General features: G+C 59.1%; 22 protein-coding genes and 1 tRNA gene. 12 read left to right on the plus strand and 11 right to left on the minus strand.

Features of this window, described 5'->3' with window-relative positions; translation table 11 throughout:
• Window positions 1-43 precede the first annotated feature (43 nt).
• The 4 genes from R6U53_RS12845 to R6U53_RS12860 all read left to right on the plus strand — a co-directional run bounded on the left by R6U53_RS12845 (window position 44) and on the right by R6U53_RS12860 (window position 3,016).
• The gene (locus R6U53_RS12845; protein ID WP_410322789.1) at window positions 44-946 is read left to right on the plus strand and encodes a metal ABC transporter permease; all 903 of its coding nucleotides are present in this window, start codon (window positions 44-46) and stop codon (window positions 944-946) included.
• Window positions 947-1,041: 95 nt separating this feature from the next.
• Window positions 1,042-1,233, plus strand: coding sequence for a 30S ribosomal protein S17e (locus R6U53_RS12850; RefSeq protein WP_410322767.1), 192 nt, complete (start codon window positions 1,042-1,044; stop codon window positions 1,231-1,233).
• 90 nt (window positions 1,234-1,323) lie between these two features.
• A complete protein-coding gene (gene asd / locus R6U53_RS12855; protein ID WP_410322768.1) occupies window positions 1,324-2,358 on the plus strand; it encodes an aspartate-semialdehyde dehydrogenase in 1,035 nt (344 codons plus the stop codon).
• Window positions 2,359-2,386: 28 nt separating this feature from the next.
• Entirely contained in the window at window positions 2,387-3,016 is a 630-nt protein-coding gene (locus R6U53_RS12860; protein ID WP_410322769.1) for a cyclase family protein, read from the plus strand.
• 13 nt (window positions 3,017-3,029) lie between these two features.
• Here the strand turns inward: R6U53_RS12860 and phoU are convergent, their stop codons facing one another.
• Both phoU and pstB read right to left on the minus strand, forming a co-directional pair.
• Window positions 3,030-3,710 carry a phosphate signaling complex protein PhoU gene (gene phoU, locus R6U53_RS12865; protein WP_410322770.1) on the minus strand — a complete coding sequence of 227 codons (681 nt, stop codon included), beginning with the start codon at window positions 3,708-3,710 and terminating at the stop codon, window positions 3,030-3,032.
• Window positions 3,711-3,809: 99 nt separating this feature from the next.
• The gene (pstB, locus tag R6U53_RS12870; RefSeq protein ID WP_410322771.1) at window positions 3,810-4,661 is read right to left on the minus strand and encodes a phosphate ABC transporter ATP-binding protein PstB; all 852 of its coding nucleotides are present in this window, start codon (window positions 4,659-4,661) and stop codon (window positions 3,810-3,812) included.
• A 338-nt stretch (window positions 4,662-4,999) separates the two neighbouring features.
• On the opposite strand from pstB, the gene R6U53_RS12875 reads away from it, so the two are divergent.
• Entirely contained in the window at window positions 5,000-5,995 is a 996-nt protein-coding gene (locus tag R6U53_RS12875; protein ID WP_410322772.1) for a PhoU domain-containing protein, read from the plus strand.
• A 9-nt stretch (window positions 5,996-6,004) separates the two neighbouring features.
• On the opposite strand, the gene R6U53_RS12880 is transcribed toward R6U53_RS12875, so the two are convergent.
• From R6U53_RS12880 to gpmI, 6 genes are all read right to left on the minus strand, one after another.
• The gene (locus R6U53_RS12880) at window positions 6,005-6,328 is read right to left on the minus strand and encodes a CTP synthetase (protein WP_410322773.1); all 324 of its coding nucleotides are present in this window, start codon (window positions 6,326-6,328) and stop codon (window positions 6,005-6,007) included.
• A complete protein-coding gene (gene guaA / locus R6U53_RS12885; RefSeq protein ID WP_410322774.1) occupies window positions 6,321-7,238 on the minus strand; it encodes a glutamine-hydrolyzing GMP synthase in 918 nt (305 codons plus the stop codon). Before guaA ends, R6U53_RS12880 begins: the two co-directional genes overlap by 8 nt.
• On the minus strand, window positions 7,238-8,884 hold the full coding sequence (locus tag R6U53_RS12890; RefSeq protein WP_410322775.1) for a CTP synthase: 1,647 nt from the start codon (window positions 8,882-8,884) through the stop codon (window positions 7,238-7,240). The genes guaA and R6U53_RS12890 overlap by 1 nt, the downstream gene beginning before the upstream one ends.
• A 376-nt stretch (window positions 8,885-9,260) precedes the next feature.
• Window positions 9,261-10,043: a DUF429 domain-containing protein gene (locus R6U53_RS12895; RefSeq protein WP_410322776.1), complete on the minus strand. Its 783-nt coding sequence runs from the start codon at window positions 10,041-10,043 to the stop codon at window positions 9,261-9,263.
• Window positions 10,044-10,128: 85 nt separating this feature from the next.
• On the minus strand, window positions 10,129-10,716 hold the full coding sequence (locus R6U53_RS12900) for an alpha/beta hydrolase (protein WP_410322777.1): 588 nt from the start codon (window positions 10,714-10,716) through the stop codon (window positions 10,129-10,131).
• Entirely contained in the window at window positions 10,713-12,230 is a 1,518-nt protein-coding gene (gpmI, locus tag R6U53_RS12905; RefSeq protein WP_410322778.1) for a 2,3-bisphosphoglycerate-independent phosphoglycerate mutase, read from the minus strand. Before gpmI ends, R6U53_RS12900 begins: the two co-directional genes overlap by 4 nt.
• A gap of 110 nt (window positions 12,231-12,340) precedes the next feature.
• On the opposite strand from gpmI, the gene R6U53_RS12910 reads away from it, so the two are divergent.
• The 3 genes from R6U53_RS12910 (at window position 12,341) to R6U53_RS12920 (ending at window position 14,613) form a co-directional block, all read left to right on the plus strand.
• On the plus strand, window positions 12,341-12,985 hold the full coding sequence (locus R6U53_RS12910) for an FxsA family protein (protein ID WP_410322779.1): 645 nt from the start codon (window positions 12,341-12,343) through the stop codon (window positions 12,983-12,985).
• A gap of 82 nt (window positions 12,986-13,067) precedes the next feature.
• Window positions 13,068-13,142, plus strand: a tRNA-Ile gene (locus R6U53_RS12915).
• A gap of 649 nt (window positions 13,143-13,791) precedes the next feature.
• The gene (locus R6U53_RS12920) at window positions 13,792-14,613 is read left to right on the plus strand and encodes an IS5 family transposase (RefSeq protein ID WP_410322780.1); all 822 of its coding nucleotides are present in this window, start codon (window positions 13,792-13,794) and stop codon (window positions 14,611-14,613) included.
• 219 nt (window positions 14,614-14,832) lie between these two features.
• Here R6U53_RS12920 and R6U53_RS12925 read toward each other — a convergent pair whose 3' ends face one another.
• Together R6U53_RS12925 and R6U53_RS12930 are read right to left on the minus strand one after the other, a co-directional pair.
• Window positions 14,833-15,240 carry a hypothetical protein gene (locus R6U53_RS12925; RefSeq protein ID WP_410322781.1) on the minus strand — a complete coding sequence of 136 codons (408 nt, stop codon included), beginning with the start codon at window positions 15,238-15,240 and terminating at the stop codon, window positions 14,833-14,835.
• A gap of 58 nt (window positions 15,241-15,298) precedes the next feature.
• Window positions 15,299-15,964, minus strand: coding sequence for a helix-turn-helix domain-containing protein (locus R6U53_RS12930; protein ID WP_410322782.1), 666 nt, complete (start codon window positions 15,962-15,964; stop codon window positions 15,299-15,301).
• 191 nt (window positions 15,965-16,155) lie between these two features.
• Between R6U53_RS12930 and R6U53_RS12935 the strand changes: the two genes are divergently transcribed.
• From R6U53_RS12935 to R6U53_RS12950, 4 genes are all read left to right on the plus strand, one after another.
• Window positions 16,156-16,800 (plus strand): helix-turn-helix domain-containing protein, encoded by a 645-nt coding sequence (locus R6U53_RS12935; RefSeq protein WP_410322783.1) that lies wholly within the window; start codon window positions 16,156-16,158, stop codon window positions 16,798-16,800.
• Window positions 16,801-16,882: 82 nt separating this feature from the next.
• The gene (locus tag R6U53_RS12940) at window positions 16,883-17,233 is read left to right on the plus strand and encodes a HalOD1 output domain-containing protein (RefSeq protein WP_410322784.1); all 351 of its coding nucleotides are present in this window, start codon (window positions 16,883-16,885) and stop codon (window positions 17,231-17,233) included.
• On the plus strand, window positions 17,230-17,415 hold the full coding sequence (locus tag R6U53_RS12945) for a hypothetical protein (RefSeq protein WP_410322785.1): 186 nt from the start codon (window positions 17,230-17,232) through the stop codon (window positions 17,413-17,415). The genes R6U53_RS12940 and R6U53_RS12945 overlap by 4 nt, the downstream gene beginning before the upstream one ends.
• A gap of 140 nt (window positions 17,416-17,555) precedes the next feature.
• Window positions 17,556-17,768 (plus strand): hypothetical protein, encoded by a 213-nt coding sequence (locus tag R6U53_RS12950; protein WP_410322786.1) that lies wholly within the window; start codon window positions 17,556-17,558, stop codon window positions 17,766-17,768.
• 337 nt (window positions 17,769-18,105) lie between these two features.
• Here the strand turns inward: R6U53_RS12950 and R6U53_RS12955 are convergent, their stop codons facing one another.
• Complete coding sequence (locus R6U53_RS12955) at window positions 18,106-18,537, minus strand: hypothetical protein (RefSeq protein ID WP_410322787.1); 432 nt, start codon at window positions 18,535-18,537, stop codon at window positions 18,106-18,108.
• Window positions 18,538-18,672 lie beyond the last annotated feature (135 nt).

Below are 18,672 nucleotides of genomic sequence, written 5' to 3' on the forward strand. Positions count from 1 at the left end.
CTACGGGCTAGTACTGTGGATACTCAGCCTGTGGGGCGGGCTCATGCTGTTCCTCGCGGATCAGTTCGGTATCTCGATGCTCGAATACGGATTCATGCACCGGGCCTTTCTCGTCGGAATCCTCATCGCGGTGATGGCCCCGCTGATCGGTACCTTCCTCGTCCACCGACAGCTCGCGCTGATCGGCGACGCGCTCGCCCACACGGCCTTCGCCGGCGTCGCCGTCGGGTTGTTCGTCAACGCCGTCCTCGGAACGGGCGTCTCGCCGTATCTCACGGCAGTCGTCGTCGCGATGATCGCCGCGCTCGCGATCGAGTTGATCTCGGAGGTGACCGACGCGTACAACGACGTTTCGATGGCGATCGTGTTGTCGACCGGGTTCGCTCTCGGCGCGGTGTTGATCAGTCTCAATTCGGGCGGCCTCGCCGTCGGCGTCAACCAGTACCTCTTCGGGAACCTCTCGACGGTCTCGAAGCAGAACACGATCTTGCTCCTCGGGCTCTTCACCGTCATCACGGTCGTCGTCGGAGTCACGTACAAACAGCTGCTCTACGTGACCTTTGACGAAACCGCAGCACGGGTCGCCGGAATTAACGTCGCTTGGTACAACCGCATCGTGGCAATGCTCACCGCGATGGTCGTCGTCGGTGCGATGCAGATCATGGGCGTTATCCTCGTCGCAGCGATGCTCGTGGTGCCGGTCGCGGGCGCGACACAGCTCGCCCGGAGTTTTCGCGAGGCGCTGCTCGCGTCGGTGATCCTCGCCGAACTCGCCGTGTTGATCGGAATCACCCTCTCGTTTCACTACGAAGCGACCGCCGGCGGGACGATCGTACTCGTCGCTGTCGGCCTCTACGTCGTCGCCGTTCTCTTCGGCAAACTGCAGGCGGATCGAGCGGTTACGATCGATTCGAACGCGGCATCGACCGACGACCCGGCGGATTGAGCTGTCCCGTTCACGGGCGCATCTCGTCGGATCTTCAGCAGTGCGGCACCCTTTCGAATCTTTTTTAGGTACCACAGCAGTATCACACAGTATAAATGGCCATCAAACCCGCCTACGTGAAAAAGACTGCGGCACTGCTCATGGAACGCTATCCGAAGGCGTTCGGTGACGACTTCGAGCACAACAAAGCCCTCGTCGATGAACTGACCAACATCGAATCGAAGGGCGTCCGCAACCGGATCGCGGGCTACGTCACCCACAAACAGCGCGTTCCGCAGACGGCGTAGGCCAGTATTCTCGACGGTCGTTCATTTTTGATCCACGGGAGGCGGCCGCTTTTCACAACCGTTTTCCTATGGCTCGTCATACCACTGGCAATGTCCACCCGCGTAGGTGTCCTCGGCGCGACCGGCGCCGTCGGACAAAGACTCATCCAGCTGCTCGCACCGCACCCGGAGTTCGAGATCGTCGCCCTCACCGCCTCGTCGTCCAGCGCCGGCCGAACCTACCGCGACGCGGCGAAGTGGCGCGTCGACTCACCCATCCCGGATGATGTCGCGGATACCACGGTCGTCGGCACTGACCCCGAAGAGGTCCCCGACGACGTCGAGTTGCTCTTTTCGTCGCTCCCGTCTGGCGTTGGTTCGGCGGTTGAACCCGCCTTCGTCGAGGAGGGGTACATCGTCTCCTCGAACTCATCGAACGGACGCATGGACGAGGATATCCCGCTCACTATCCCCGAGGTCAACGCCGACCATCTCGACCTCATCGAGGTCCAACGGGACAATCGCGGCTGGGACGGCGCGTTGATCAAGAACCCCAACTGCTCGACGATCACGATGGTTCCGACGCTCGCGGCGCTCGACGAGTTCGGCCTCGAACGGGTCCACGTCTCGACGCTGCAGGCCGTCTCCGGCGCCGGCTACTCCGGCGTCACGTCGATGGAGATCATCGACAACGTCATTCCCCACATCGGCGGGGAGGCCGACAAAATGGAGACCGAATCGCGCAAGCTCCTCGGCTCCTTCGATGGCGCTGGGATCGAACTCCACGGCGCGGACGTCTCCGCGTCGTGTAACCGCGTCCCGACGCTCGATGGTCACCTCGAAAACGTCTGGGCCGATCTCGCGGACGACCCCGACCCCGAAGCCGTCGCCGAGGCGTTCCGCTCGTACCCGAGTATCGATCTGTACTCCTCGCCGGCACAGCTGATCGAGGTGTTCGAGGAGTTCGATCGTCCCCAGCCCCGGCTCGATCGGAACCTCGGCGGCGGAATGACCGTCTCGGCCGGCGGTATCGAGACGACCACGAACGGGGTCCAGTACAACTGCCTGGCCCACAACACGATGCGCGGTGCGGCCGGCGCGAGCGTGTTGAACGGCGAACTGCTGTTGAACGAAGGCTACCTGTAAGGCAGACGCCGACGGTTCTCCTCATGAGATGTACCGCGATCTCTCCCAACCGATCGAGACCGGAATGACGACCTTCCCCAGCGACCCCGACGTCTCGGTCGAACCGGCTGCGACCGTCGAAGCGGACGGCTATCGCGTCTCGGAGATCCACTGTGGATCTCACACCGGAACGCACGTCGACGCGCCGAGTCACGTCGGATTCGACGACTCGCTCGACGCGTTCGATCTCGACCGGTTCGTCTTCGATGCGACCGTCGTCGATTGTACCGCGTTCGGTGTACGCGAGGCGATCGGTCCGTCCGTACTACCGAATGGCCACGGCGATCGCGACATGATCGTCTTCCGAACGGGGTGGGACGAACACTGGGGGAGTCCACGATACGTCGACCATCCGTATCTGAGCGGGGCGTGCGTCGAACGCTGCGTCGATGCCGGCTGGTCCGTCGGTCTCGATACGTTGAATCCCGATCCGACGCGGAGTGGCTCACACGACGGTGGCGGTGTACCAGCCCACCGAGCACTGCTGGGCAACGGACTGTTGATCGTGGAAAATCTGACCAACCTGGCTGGGCTGGACCGCTGTCGACTGTTCGCGGTTCCGCTCTCGCTGCCGGATGGGGACGGTTCCCCGGTTCGAGCGTTCGCGCGCGAACGATGAGGTCCGGTGGCGATCAGTAGATCAACTCGTCGCTGTTTTCGACCATGTAGAGCGTCCGGGCCGCGATGTTGACGGCGTGGTCGCCGACGCGTTCGAGATCCCGAATGGTGAGAAGCAGTCGTGATACCTCGGCCATGAAGATCTCGATCTCGCTGTCGGACGAATCGCTATCCATCTCGGTCTCGATGAGGTCACGGACGACGATACTCGATGCGCGTTCACAGAGGGCGTCCACCTCGTCGTCGCGCTCGTTGATATCGAAGCAGGCGTCGGAGTCCTCCTCCGCGTAGGCGTCCATCGCTTCCTCGACCATCTCGACGACCTCCGAACCGATCCCTTGGATGTCGACGTCGGGGTACATGTCCCGGGAGGCTTGGAGCGTGTAATCGCCGAGGTTCGTCGCCAGGTCCGCGACCCGTTCGAGGTCGGTGATGATCTTAAACGACGCGGCGATGAACCGGAGATCGCCGGCGACGGGCTGTTGGAGCGCGAACAGGTCGATGCAGTCTTGCTCTAATTCGAGGTAGATCTCGTTGATCTCGTGATCGCCCTCGATGACCTCCCTCGCGAGGGATTGGTTCTTTTCGGCCAGTGCTCGAAGCCCCATCCGCATCCGTTCGAGCACGATCTCGCTCATGTAGAGTACGTTCTCGCGTAGTTCCGTCAACTGCTGTTGAAACCCTTTGCGTGCCATTGTTTCCGGTTATAGCTTCACCTGTATGACTTTTCGGGAACGTCTGACGATCGTCATCCACGCGCTATCGGCTCTCGATTCCGAACACCGGTCTCGAACCTATCCGAACTTGCCCGTGATATAGGCCTCGACGCGGTCGCTGTCGGGGTTCTCGAATATCGAACCCGTCTCGCCGAACTCGACGAGTTCGCCGCCGGTGAGAAAGACTGCGGTTTTATCCGAGATGCGGGCGGCCTGTTGCATGTTGTGAGTGACTATGACGACGGTGTACTCCTCGGCGAGGTCGTCGATGAGGTCCTCGATTTTCGAAGTCGCCACGGGATCGAGCGCAGAGGCCGGTTCGTCCATGAGAACGAGGTCGGGGTCGGGGGCGATCGCGCGGGCGATACAGAGTCGCTGTTGTTGCCCGCCGGAGAGATCGAGTCCGGAGGAATCGAGCTGATCTTTTACTTCGTCCCACAGCGCTGCCCCACGGAGCGATTCTTCGACGCGTGCGTCGATGTCTCCGTCGTATCCTTGAATCTTCAGCCCGTAAGCGACGTTATCGTAGATGCTCTTGGGAAACGGGTTGGGTTTTTGAAACACCATCCCGACCTTCCGCCGTAATGCGACCGGATCGACGTCTTCGTCGTACACGTTTTTCCCGTACATCCTGATTTCTCCCTCGACGCGACAGGAGTCGATCAGGTCGTTCATCCGGTTGATACACCGCAGAAACGTCGATTTTCCGCATCCAGAGGGGCCGATCAGCGCCGTCACTTCCCGCTCAGGGATCTCCATCGTGATATCCGAGAGGGCCTTCGTTTCCCCGTACCAGACGTTTATATCCCGTACGTTGAGGACGGTTTTTCCCGTTCCTCGCTTCCGAGTCCCCTCCTGTAGCCCCGCGGCAGCGGACCTTGCGAGCGATTCGGTTTCGGCAGTCGGATCAGCGGTTTCGTCGGAGCTCATTGTTGTGTGGCCTTATATCTGATATCGTTGATGGCGAGAGTGTGACAGTTAACTGATATTTTCCGGACGGTCGGGCACTGCTTTCTGGGCCGTACTGAACGATTCGTTCCCGAGCGGAGATTCCGATGCCGTCCCATCAGTGTTCTTACCGGATGCACGGAGCGATAAGTACTCCACTATGTGTAATATATATTCCTATGTATTAACTCGGTGAATCCTCTTTTACGAACTGGCGTTATATGTGAAACGAGCTTGAAATACCTCAAAAACGGTCTTGTTGCCGATTAAACGGCTATATATTTCGACAGATGTTTATGATATAGCTCTGTCCGGGACGTATGGAGACGAGGAAAGTCCAGGTGACGGGCGGATCTACGTATACCGTTTCATTGCCGAAGGGATGGGCGACGGAGAACGGGGTTCGCGGCGGAAGCGTGGTCGAGTTCCACCCGGAAGACGATACGCTTCTTTTGACGCCCCAGCGGAATGAAGAGAAAACAGAAGGGACACTCGATATCACCGGTTTGGAGGGTGACGAACTGATGCGTGCGGTCGTCACGATGTACGTCAGTGGCTTCGACATCATCACGCTCGAAACCACTCAGGTGACCGCCGCACAACGCCGGACGATCCGCGAGGCCACCCAGGGACTCGTCGGCCTCGAAGTCATCGGCGAAACGTCGAGTCGCGTTCGGTTGCAGGACCTTCTCGACTCCTCGGAGCTGTCGATGCACAACGCGATCACGCGAATGCAACTCGTTTCGACGACGATGCTCGCAGACGCCGTAACGGCACTCGTCGAGGACGACGACGAACTCGCGGCCGATGTCGTCCAGCGCGACGACGACGTCGACCGACTCTGGTCTATGGTCTCACGGGTGTTCCGATCCGTACTGCGCGATCCCTCGGCGGTGGCCAGCATTGGACTCGACCGAGAGACCTGCTTCGACTACCACTCGAGCGCTCGCCAACTCGAACGGATCGGCGATCACGCCACCAAGATTGCCACGCACGCCGGGACGCTCGGTTCTCCGCCGGACGCCGCCGCCGAGGCGATTACTGAACTCCACGCAGAGGCGACCGAGATCGTAGAGATGGCCATCGAGGCGCTCTTGGAGGACGAATCAGAACGCGCGACGAAACTCGCGAACGACGCCCGACAGCGTGTGACTCGCATCGACGAACTCGCGCGGGCCGTCGACGATACCATCCGGGAGCTCGAACCCCAACAGGCGCAACTGCTCGGATTGATCGTCGACTCGCTGTCCAGAAGCGCCGACTACGGGGGGAACGTCGCCGAAACGGCGCTCCAAAACGCCGCACCGCGACCGTAGCCGCTGATTTCACCGAAGCAGTTCGTCCGCGATCGTCTCCGGGTCGAGCAACGCAGGGTCGACGATATGGCCGGCTTGTCCCCTGATAAACTCGGGTACAGAGTCGTGGGCGTAGATGACGATCCGAAGCGCAGGGTTACACTCGAGGGCGACGGTCACCGACGTCGCCAATCCGGCGTCGGTCACCACGAGAATGTCGGCGTCCTCGACACCGGCGGCTTCGAGCGAGGGCCGGTCCGCCGTTCCCTCGGCGTAGCTGACCGTCGCACCCTGGGTCTCGAGGGCGGCACCGATCCCGTCCGGGTCGCCGCCTGCCACGATGACTTTACTCATACTCGATCGTTGCCGGAGGTTTGTGCGTCACGTCGTAGACGACGCGGGAGACGTTCTCGTTTTCGCCGGTTATTCGCGATTGGATTCGCTGCAGTGTCGCCCAGTCGACCTCCTGTGCCCGGGCGGTCATTCCGTCGCGCGATTCGACGGATCGAACCGCGACGACCCAGCCGTGCACGCGGTTGTCGCCCTTCACCCCGGTCGCCTTGCCGAGAACGGCCGCGAGCGCCTGCCACGGCTCGTGTTCCGCTAGTTCCTCCTCGACGACGTGGTTCGCCTCTCGGGCCACCTCGAGTTTTCCTTCCGTCACTTCGCCGAGAACGCGGACGGCGAGTCCGGGGCCGGGGAACGGCATTCGCTCCGAGACGATCTCCTCGAGGTCGAGCGCGCGCGCGACCTCTCTGACCTCGTCTTTGTACAGGTCACGCATCGGCTCGACGATCCCCTCGAAATCGATGACGTCGGGCAAACCACCGACGTTGTGGTGCGATTTGATCGTCCCTTCGCTCTCGATCCGATCGGGATAGATCGTCCCCTGCACCAAGTAGTCGGCATCGACTTCGCGGGCGACCGTCTCGAACTCGCGGATGAACCCCTCGCCGATCACGTGCCGTTTCTTCTCGGGGTCGACGACGCCCGAGAGGGCGTCGAGGAACCGTTCGCGCGCGTCGACGACCCGGAGGTTCTCCATGTAGGAGAACGTCTCGCGGATCTCCTCGGTTTCGCCCTTACGCATCAGACCCGTGTCGACGTAGACCGGCGTCAGTTGATCGCCGACGGCCTCGTAGGCGAGCGCCGCGGCCGTCGAGGAATCGACGCCGCCCGAGAGGGCGATGATCGCGTTCGAATCGCCGATCGCCTCGCTGATCTCGGTGACCTTCTGCTCGATGAACGACTCGGTGTCGACCATCAGACCGTCACCTCCTCGTGCTCCGTCTCCTCGGATTCGAGGATCGTCTCGACGAGACTGACGAACGGCGGCGAGGCCCGCCCGGGCCGCGAACGAAACTCGGGGTGGAACTGCGTTCCGAAAAAGAACTCGTTGTCCGGTAACTCGAGGATCTCCATTCGATTCTCCGCCCGGCCCGAAAAGACCAGTCCGGCGGCTTCGAGCTCCTCGATGTACTCCGGATTGACCTCGTAGCGGTGGCGGTGGCGTTCGGTACACGAGGTCGAATCGTACACCTCGTGAGCCAACGTTCCCGGTTCGATGTCCGTCTCGTGGGCACCGAGTCGCATCGTTCCGCCCATATCTTCGACTTCGTACTGTTCGGGCAGGATGTCGATCACGGGGTGAGCAGTCGTATCGTCCATCTCTGCGGAGTGGGCGTCTTCGTACCCACAGACGTTCCGCGCGAACTCGACGACGGCCATCTGGAAGCCGAGACAGAGACCGAGGAACGGTACATCGTTCTCGCGAGCGTATCGGACTGCCTTGATCTTGCCGCCCATCCCGCGGGCTCCGAACCCGCCGGGAACGATGATCCCGTCTGCGCGTTCGAGCCGATCCGCGTGGGCGTCGTCCATCTCGTCGGCGTCGACCCACAGCACGTTGACCTCGGTGTTCGCCTCGAAGCCGGCGTGTTTCAACGACTCGTGAATGGAGAGGTAGGCGTCCTCGAGGGCGTACTTGCCGACGAGTGCGATATCGATCTGGCCGGTCGCCTCCCGGGTGACGATCTCGCGCCACTCGTTTTGTCGATCCGCCTTCGGAATCGCCTCGTCCTCGAGGCCGAGTCTCGACATGACGTACTCGTCGAGTCCCTCGTCTTCGACCATCAGCGGGACGTGATAGATGTCCTCGACGTCGGGGTTCGAGAAGACGGCGTCGACCGGCACGTCACAAAAGAGTGCGATCTTCTCCTTCGTTTTCAACTCGAGTCGGTCGTCACAGCGGCCGACGAGGACGTCGGGCTGGAGTCCGATCGAGCGGAGTTCCTTGACGGAGTGTTGGGTCGGTTTCGTCTTCTGCTCGCCGTTTTTCGAGTACGGAACGAGCGTGACGTGCGTGAACAGGATGTCCTCGTCGTCCTCCTCGTGGGCGAACTGTCTGAGCGCTTCGAGGTAGGGCATCCCCTCGATATCGCCGACGGTACCGCCGACTTCGATTATACAGACGTCGTGTCCCGCCGCGGCCTCTCGGATCCGACGTTTTATATCGTCCGTGATGTGGGGGATGATCTGAACGGTCTTGCCGAGATAGTCGCCGGCGCGTTCCTTTTCGATCACGTGGCGGTATGTCTTACCCGTCGTGACGTTGTGATCGAACGTCATGTCGATGTCGAGGAATCGCTCGTAGTTTCCGAGGTCGAGGTCGACCTCCCCGCCGTCTTTCAGGACGTACACCTCGCCGTGTTGGTAGGGGTTCATCGTTCCCGCATCCACGTTGAGGTACGGATCGATCTTCACGGCCGTCACGTCGAATCCGGCGTTGGCGAGCAGGCGTCCGGTGCTCGCCGCGGTGATGCCTTTGCCCAATCCGGACATCACACCGCCGGTGACGAAAATGAATTTTCTCCCGAGAGTGGGATCGTAGTCAGTAAGTTCCGTCGGCATACCGACGGTGCGCAAGCGTCGGACAAAACAATTTCGAACGACCTTTTTGTACGCACTAGCGATCGCGGGCCGTCTGAGCGCGATCGCCCCCGCGACCAAAACCCGCCCAGAATCCAACGGATTCTGATGCGTGATTCGAGAGACGCCCACGTCTCTCGTCGTCCCGAAAAGCGCGTACCCTTTCGGGTAACCGGGTCAGAGCTTTGCTCTGAGGAACGTCGCTGAAAGATAGCGCGTACGTTCTTCGGCCGCACTCGGAGTGGTTCGAGCCGTCATTGGGCGTCTTTCCCCCGCCAAGAGAGCGCGCCGCACGCTCCCGAGCGAACCGCCTTCGAGCGACCTTCGGACGCCCTTCGACGGAGGCTCGTATTTCGGCTCACTCATCGATCCCCTTGCGAATCGGCTCGCGAGCCCAGTAGGCCATCTGCATCGGTAAATCCTCACGATCCGTTTCGGGGTCTTCCGGGAGGGTCCGGGGATCCCCAGCCGCCTCCCGCGCAACGACCCCGAGCACGAGCGCATCGAGGACGTCGTCGATTTCGACGCCGTCCGCGCCCGGCGTATCCGCTAAATCAGTTGTAATGTCTCGGAGTAACGTTCCCGGTTCATCCACCACCGTCTCGAGTGCTTCCAGACGCTCGCCGACGCCAGCAGCCGTCTTTTTCGAATGTCGAAGTCGGCGACCCAAAAGGCCGCGGAAACACACTTCGGGGTGTGATTCAATTACCACTTCTTTGGCCCGTTCATCTCCACGTAGCACTGAATCGACTTCCCCGATCCCTTCTGCGATATGATACGACTGGGTCGACAATCCCTTCCCGATGTCTGTTTCGTTTCGCCTCGCAACCTCGTCGTAGTGAGCTCCGTGTGAATATACGTCAGCGGCGACGTTTCGCGACGGAACCGGGAAGACGCTGGACGGTCGACCAGTCATCGAACGGGCTAGCGAATCGACCGTCTCGCGCTGCACTACCGTTTCACCGTCATCCGGAAGGCCGATCGGTACATCGATAAACACGTCCTCGAGCGATCGATGCTCGTCCCAAAACGCTCGGAAGTCGCCTTCGAGAACACAGTTCGAGTACGAACCTTGCTCAAATATGACCGCTAACCACATCCCTCCCGCCCAATCGACGCCGGCAACAGTTCGCTGTCTCATAGCTATATCGCACCTGGTTTATTCATAGGTGTTTTTAATAACCCACCCCGTCGTTTATTACCCCGTTTTTGAACCCGGCCCCTCTCTATATACTCAGCAGTTCTGCGACCAGTTCGCCGACCTTTTTTTCCTGCCCAACGAAGTGGTGGTCCGCGCTCACCACTTCGACGCGGCCGCCGCGCTCTCGAACCCGCTCTGTGACCGCCTCGGCGTCGACGGTCGTATCGCGCTCGCCGTAGACGATGCCGACGGGGCAGTCGATCTCTTCGATCGCGGCGACCGCGTCGATCTCCTCGGTGAGTCGTGCGGCTGGCGACAGCGCAACGACCCGTTCGGGTGGCGTTCCGGCGGCCGATTCGCGGGCGGCGGCGACCAACGCGAGGCAGCCGCCGAAGCTGTAGCCGAACAGACGTACCCGGTCGTAGTTGTCCGTCGCCCACGCGTACGCGTCTCGAACGTCCTCTAGTTCGCCTCGCCCCTCGTCCCACGGTCCGTAGTCGAATCGTAGACAGGCACAATCGAGCGCGTCGCTAACTGCTCGCAGTCGCGGATCGGTTCGACTGCCGCCCATCTGTGGATGTGGCGGACAGGCGACGACGCATCGATCGCTTTCGGGTGAATCGAGCGTCCCTCGCACGTCGCGGTCCGACGGAACGACGATCTGTTCGCTCATCGCAGGAGGGGTTCTCCTGTCATCGCGTCGGGTATTTCGACGCCGATAACCGACAGGAGCGTCGGAGCGATGTCGGCGAGCGTCCCGCCCGGTCTGACCGTTGGACCGCCGTCCGTGCCATCGTTCGCGAGGTAAATGAACGGGACCGGATTCGTCGTGTGTGCGGTGTGGGGGTGATCGGGCGTTCCCATGTCGTCGGCGTTGCCGTGATCGGCAGTGACGAAGAGGTGTCCGCTCGCCTCGCGAACGGCGTGACCGAGCCGACCGAGCTGTGTGTCGACCGCCTCGACGGCCGCGACGGCGGCGTCGAAATCCCCAGTGTGACCGACCATATCGGGATTGGCGTAGTTCAACACGAGCACGTCCGGGCCTTCGCGTTCGATCGCGTCGATCACGACGTCCGTCAGTTCGGCGGCGGACATCTCCGGTTTCCGGTCGTAGGTCGGCACGTCGGGACTGTCGACGATCTCGCGACGCTCGCCCTCGAAGACTGTCTCTCGGCCGCCGTTCAAAAAGTACGTCACGTGGGCGTACTTCTCCGATTCGGCGGCTCGCAGCTGCGTCAATCCGGCCTCGGCGATCGCTTCGCCGAGCGTTCGCTCGGGTTCGATCGGCGGATACGCGACCGGAAGGTCGAACGTCTCGTCGTATTCGGTCATAGTGACGAGTTCGATCGCCGGTGGATCAGTCTCGAAGGGCCACTCGGGATCGATATCAGCGAGCAAACGCGTGAGTTGTCGGGCTCGATCCGCTCGGAAATTGAAGAACACGACCGCATCGCCGTCCGAAAGCGCCCGGTCGTCGGCTCCGATCACGGTCGGTTCGACGTACTCATCGGTTTCTCCCCGTTCGTAGGCCGCCTCGATTGCCTCGACCGCGGATCCGGCTCGGTACGGTGCCTCCCGGTCGACGATCGCGTCGTACGCGCGCTTCGTCCGATTCCAGTTTTGATCGCGATCCATCGCGTAGTACCGCCCACAGACCGTCGCGGGGTTTCCGGCTCCGTGTTCGGCGACCGTCGCTTCGAGCTCGGAGAGGAACGTTGCTCCGCTTTTCGGTGCCGTATCGCGGCCATCGGTGAAGGCGTGCGTCACCGCATCGATGCCCCGATCCGCGGCGAGTTCGATCAAGGCGTGAAGGTGTGCCTGATAGGAGTGGACCCCGCCGTCGCTCACGAGCCCCATGAGGTGAACTCGGCCGTCGTGAGCGTCCGCGTACCAGAATGCTCCATCGATCGACTCGTTGTCCGCGAAGACGCCGTCGGCGATGTCGTCCGTCACCCGCGTCGAGTCCTGCTTGACGACGCGTCCCGCGCCGATGTTGAGGTGGCCGACCTCGCTGTTACCCATCTGTCCGTCGGGAAGCCCGACGCGTCTGCCGTGCGTTTCGAGCGTTCCGAACGCACCCGATTCGCGGAAGCGATCGAACACCGGCGTCTCGGCCGCCGAGACGGCGTCGCTCTCGCCGCCATCGCCGAGGCCCCAGCCGTCGAGGATCACAAGCGCGGCTTTCATCGGGTAGGCAAAGCGGCGGCGGGGGTAAGGCGATATCGTTTCCGCGCGTTCGTGCCGGAGTGTCCACCGGTCTCGGAAACGTTTTCCCGGGGCGGCCGGTAGCCCGATGTATGTACCTGCGGTTCATCGGACTCCTCCTGCTCGTCCCGCTCGTGGACGTCCTGTTGTTGGTCGTCCTCGCGACGGGGATCGGCCCGATCACCCTCGGTCCCGCGGCGACGGTCGCGATCGTCGTTCTGACGGCGCTTTTGGGGCTGCTCTTGGTTCGCGCGGAGGGTCGACACACGGTCCGAAAGATTCAGCGCCAACTCGCCCGGGGGGAGCCGCCGACGAACGCGCTGCTCGACGGCGCGTTCCTCCTGGTCGCCGGCGCGTTGATGCTCACGCCCGGGCTCATCACCGATCTGATCGGTCTCCTGTTGGTGCTTCCGCCGACGCGCTACCCGATCCGGGTCGCAGTCAAACGCTACGTCGTGACGCCGTATCTCGATAGCGAAACAGGCGGCTTCGCGACCGGGAACGTCTACATCGGCGGCTTTCCGAGCGGCGACGGCGAAAACGGTGGTTTTCGGGGCGGGTTCGGCGGTGCTTCGGGTCCCGGTTCCGACCCCGGTCGCCCAGGCGACGGTACGGAGACGGTCGACGTGGGCGCCGACGACTACGAGTTCGAGGACGTCTCCACGGATGAAAGCGCCGAGAGCGGCGATTTCGACGGAACGTCTTCCGACGGCGGCGACGATTCCTTCGGCCGATAATCGTGCCACGGCCTCATAAAGGACGCCCGAAAAGAAACGTTTAAACGACCCACGGGGCTACGGTGAAACGCGCCCAACGAACGGGCCAATAGCTCAGCTAGGTATGAGCGCTCGGCTGATAACCGGGAGGTCCTCGGTTCAAATCCGAGTTGGCCCACTCCCACCGCGAGCGGTTCCTTGCCGTCGCGGTACGTGGGCTGAACTCCCTTGGGCGCCCAACTTTCATTCATTCAATAGCTGAATAGAAACGAGTATTTTCGGAGATTTGAACCGCGTTTTCCACGCACCCAGTTAGCGGTTGTACATTTTTCTTAGCCGAAACACCATTCCGCTTGCTATCAGCTGTTACTCGCCTCTACGTTCTGCCTCTGTTTGATATATGAAGATAAGCGCCGATTCGATATTATTGAAGTTTAATCGAATTTAGAGAGGTATTGGAATTATAGAAGGGTGTCATAGAACAGTTCGCCTACCCCCAAGTCGTCACAGGGGTAAATCGTTCAGTACAAGTAATTCATTACTCAGCAACGTGTTCGATGATAGCGGTACCAACGACGTAAAACGGAAATAAGAAAAGAATCATCAGAACGGGGATTACGATGAATTCAGGCGTATGCCCATCTCCCGTCTCGTATACCTGTGCGGCTAACAGGAAAACGATTAAAGCGAGGAACAGTTCTGTTCGGTTCATACTGTTTCAAAAGAGACGAGATGTATGATAATTGCGCATACTCATTCTAACGCATAATTCACCGGCTCTGTTGAAATCCTTAGTGAGTTACAGGTTCAGTCGGTAGTTTGAGTAGATGCAGACCCTCCAAAAGTCTCGGTTGCTCCGATTTGTCGAGGAAGCATTTCAATTAGCACAACGTGCCGTCGCTCGATACTCCTCGAAGTTCTCGAAACAACGCTATACACTCCATCAGCACCTCGTTCTCCTCTGTCTCAAAGTTCGAAAGGATACAACGTATCGAGCATTCCTCGACGAACTCATCGAAATGCCCCGTATTCGGAGCATCATTAATCTCACTGAACTGCCTGCCCCATCAACACTGTGCAAAGCGTTCGATAGACTCGATATGGCTGTCTGGCGAGTGCTGCTCAGTCTCTCTGTTTCACTGCTCCCGACTAACGGCGTTGCGGGGATTGATGCTTTGGGATTCGACCGCAGTCACGCCTCAAAACACTACACGAAACGAGCCAAACTCACGATTCAGCAACTCAAAGTAACACTGCTAGTCGATTCCAAAGTGAATGCAGTCCTTGATTTACACGTGACGACGACACGAAAACACGATAGCCAGATCGCTCCGTCGTTGATCAAACGCAACCCCAAGACTATCGACATCCTGCTCGGGGACAAAGGCTACGACGACCAGAAAATCAGACAGCTTGCCCGTCAAAACGAGATTCGTCCACTAATTAAGCATCGTGAGTTCACATCGCTTCACAAGGCATGGAATGCACGCTTAGACGCCGATCTCTACGGCCAACGGAGTCAATCAGAGACAGTCAACTCAACGCTCAAGCGGAAGTACGGCGCGTTCGTCCGTTCACGACGTTGGTGGAAGCAGTTCCGTGAACTCACTCTTGCGTGTATCGTCCACAATCTTGACCAAGCAATCTAACGACCATTAAAGGGCAAGTAATGATCGGTAAGTGTGCCTCTTGCCAGATGTTCGTCAGAAGTGCCGTGCAAGATACAATGCGCCAATACAGTATCGGACCAAATTTCAATTCGGGTCAGTCAAATCGGTCAGTACAGAGAATGAAGACGACGAACAATACATATTCGTACAATACGGCTGATTTAGGTCGAACGGAGGAGAAGTCGATCCGATATTCTGTCACTCGTAGGCCTCGTACGGCTCGACCAACGTCAGGAGATCTTGTTCCAGTTCACCGCCAACAAACCGGACGTGCCCCGTTTCAGCCTCGAAGTCGATTATCCGAGCCTCCTCCAGTTTTGGAAGATGAGTATGGTGAAGTGCGATTCGGACGCGTTGTTGGTGTTCGTCTGACTCCAGGTTCTCATCTTCGTCCCGAACCTGGTCTGCAACGCGATCTACGAGCACATCGTATTCCAGTGTCTTCTCAGAAGCGTTGTCCAACGCGTTGAGGGCGGCGCGTCGGTGTTCGTTCGCTACTGCCGACAGAATCGTATCGGGGGAGATCGATCTCTCACGCTCCGAAGAACTGGTACCCTCATCAATTGACTGTATATTACGTGTCCCCAGCTCTCGACTCTCATCCATACTCACATAGCGTAGTCCCATCTGCCTGGCTCTGTCCCATGGTGCATAATGGAAACAGTCAGTCCATTTCCGCTGCTGACTCGGGCGTGAGAAGTGCGTACCTCCCGAACGTCCCAATGGCACGACGCAGTCGCTCCGTCACTGCTTGATCGGAAATCTCGAGCTCGTCAGCTAACTCTGCGGTCGTACACCCTCGTGGAATGTCGTAGTATCTCCTTCGAATGGCAAGCGTCAACGCTTCTCGTTGGGGCTCACTCAGGCCGTACCACGGACCGGCCTCCGGGTCCGTCGGATTATATATGCGGGTTAGCTCCAGAGAGATGTGCGCGGCCTCACAGCAGTCCTGGCACTGACTCAATGCCTCGCGGTCTGAGAACCGCATCTCGAAATTCCACCCTTCCGACGATCCAGTCGCACCCAGTATCTGCCCGTCGTGTTCCAAGATGCACTGAAACAGGTGGTCCTGGCTCGCATCCCAGTCGAGCCTGATTAGCGTCCTGTCGTCGAACACGTCCACCTCTGTGACGCTGTTGACAGTTGGATAGTGTTCGACGGCCTCGAGAAAGCCGTTTTCGACCGGTTCGTAGACCCAAAAGAGCGGCACGGTCACGTCCCCGCTCGGGACGAGCGTTTCCAGTTCGATGGCCGAGGCTTGCTCTAGACCGAGGATTTGCCCGAGTTCAAAATCATCGGATGGGATGCGAACCTCCGTTATCACACTCATACTCGCTTGTAAGACTAGATTGTCCGGTTGCACAAAAGGAGAGGACATGGTGCACCATGGCCATCCGGGTGCCAGAGGTATACCCCGCTCGCAGCGCACACCATCTCAGCCAGCAACGGTGCGTTGACTCGTCTCGAAGCCATGGTACACCACCCATGCCGGTTATTCGTCTGCCAGACGAAGGCTTTCGCATGGCAACTGTGATGGAGTTTACGAGTCCGGTAGCGGAGTTTCCGCTGGGAAGTGTGTTCGAGAACCTGCCGGGTGTGACCGTTGAACTGGAGCGATTGATTCCACACGAGACGCTGATTATCCCGTACTTCTGGGTGCGCGATGTAGAAACGAAGGATATCGAAGCTGCGTTCGAGGCACATTCTGGCGTGAGCAACATTCGAGTGGTCGATAGCGTCGAAGACGAGTATCTCATGCGTGCCGAGTGGGAGTCAGAGTACTTCGGCATCCTGAGTGCGCTTGCCAAGGCCAACGTCGTCGTGCTTTCCGGGATTGGAACGAAAGAGGAATGGCGGTTCGAGGTACGCGGTGAGAGTCAGGAGACAATCGCCGAGTTTCGAGAATACTGCCAGGAAAACGACATTCTGATAACAATCACCGCCGTCCACGCAATGCTTCCGATCCAGGGCGAGGGCTACGAGTTGACCGAGACCCAACGCGAGGCGCTGGTACTAGCCTACGAACTGGGCTACTTCGACTCCCCACGCGAGGCGTCGCTCGAAGAGATTGCCGACGAGCTCGGTATCACCCAGCAGTCACTATCGTCACGACTCCGTCGGGGACATCGACGCCTCATTGGAGCAACACTCGTCAGTTCGTCGTGACCGTTCGGGTAGTCTGCCTTTTAAATCTGCTGTATTATCAGTATCCCTGTTGAACCGACTCAGACGGCTAGAATCAGGCTAGATGGGTACAACGATATCTGGGGTTGGAGTAGAAGCGGTTGAGTACGCTCAGGAATCTGGGACTGTTCGCACCCGGTTCGATCAGGAGAAGACACCAGCGAGCATGGCTGTTGTCGCAACGCTGGCGGACGTAATGGATACTGATCCTGTAGAACTCGACCCGCTCCATTCCCCTGTTGACGCCGACGAATTAGATGCGCTCGTCCGCGTTCGCAACGGGACAAACGGGGATACCCACGCTGCATTCACGCACGAGGGGCACGCAATAACCGTACACAGCTACGGTGTGATCACTATCACACCAGAAAACGAGCTCACAGTGGAGAAACACGAAAGGGGGGCGGGAAGATGACGCCTGAGGAGACCTCGCTTGCGTCGAAGGAAGAATTAAACGCGGAGCTGAAAGACCTCCTTCGCAGGGCCTACGAGAGTGGAATCGATGTAGAAGGAGGATTCGAATGTCGGAATGGGGTCGAACATCCTGACTGGGACGTGATCGTCACCGAAGTGGAAAAGAACGAGCATTCGGAGTGATCGACTTCGATTCGAGTGTGGCCGAATCGGTAGCAACTACTTGACCTGTGAGTGACGAACGCTGTAACCAAGATCGCATCAAACGGGTACTCTCAGCGCAACAGCGGCGAGTACTACGTGCGCTCCTCGACGAGAGTTCGATGTCTGCTGACTCGATTCTTCGTAAGGGAGAGACTCTCAACTCCGGGGAGTACCTCACGATTTGTTACGAACTCCATCACGTCCTACTTCCCGAATTATCGGATCAGGGGTTCATCGAGTTCGACAGGTTCGAAGACAAGGTACGGCAAGGAATGAAATTCGACGAGGTACGTCGGTTTCTTGAACAGATCGATGACGACCATGACGAGTAACCTGGTCCTGTAATCGATTTGCTGCTGAATGCGCGCTTTGGGCTTGCACGACTACTTGAACAACTATCAGAACTGGCGGAACCCTCAGCGATCGATACGCACGCATAGATAACGGTTGCTTCGTCGTTGAGTGTCTGAAACGAACAGTGTTCGGCTGCTGCATTCCACCCTCTGAGTCTTGCATACCAGTACGAGTATTATTTATATCTGTTTAGTTTCTTCAGCACTCAGTTCGCACGTGTAGTGTTCAGTGGATTCACGTAAACAATTCTCTAAAGAAGAGGATTTCAACAGAGCCATCTCGACCAATACTGAAATCGGTTGGTGCTACAGGAGCTCATTTTCCGGCTATTGCGCTCCATGTCGCATTTGCTTCGACAGCACTCTCGAATGTGAGGCGAGCGACTTCTGGTGGGGCGTCCCCGCCTTCCCCGCCAGCAGGAAGAAACTGGAAGTCAATTGGGTCTCCTTCGCTCCCAAGGAGGGCCGTTACGGTAACGATATCGCCCGCCTCAGCGATGACGAATTCACGCCGGACGAGCGTCTCTCCGCTGGAAACGGGGGCATCAAGCGAGGGATCGTGCTTATCCGGGCTGACAGTCACTGAAACGTTCACTGTCGTCCTGCCCGTGTTCTTGATAATCAGCGTTCCACCCGGATACTCCGGGCTCTCGCTCTCAGTTCCGAACGGGAGACGTCCTGTACAGCCCGCAATTGATACACTCCCGATAATAGCACTAACTGTGCCGAGATACTGTCTTCTACGCACGTTCCTGTCTATTCAATCCGCATAGAAGTGTCTGGCGCTGTATTGACATTTGAAACTCACGGAATTGCTCAACGCAGGGGTTTCAGTCAGCACAGCGGTCGTGATATTAAAGATGCCAACCCTACCACTCGCGCA

Origin of the sequence: Natronomonas sp., assembly GCF_046483325.1 — an archaeon.
GTDB lineage: Archaea > Halobacteriota > Halobacteria > Halobacteriales > Haloarculaceae > Natronomonas.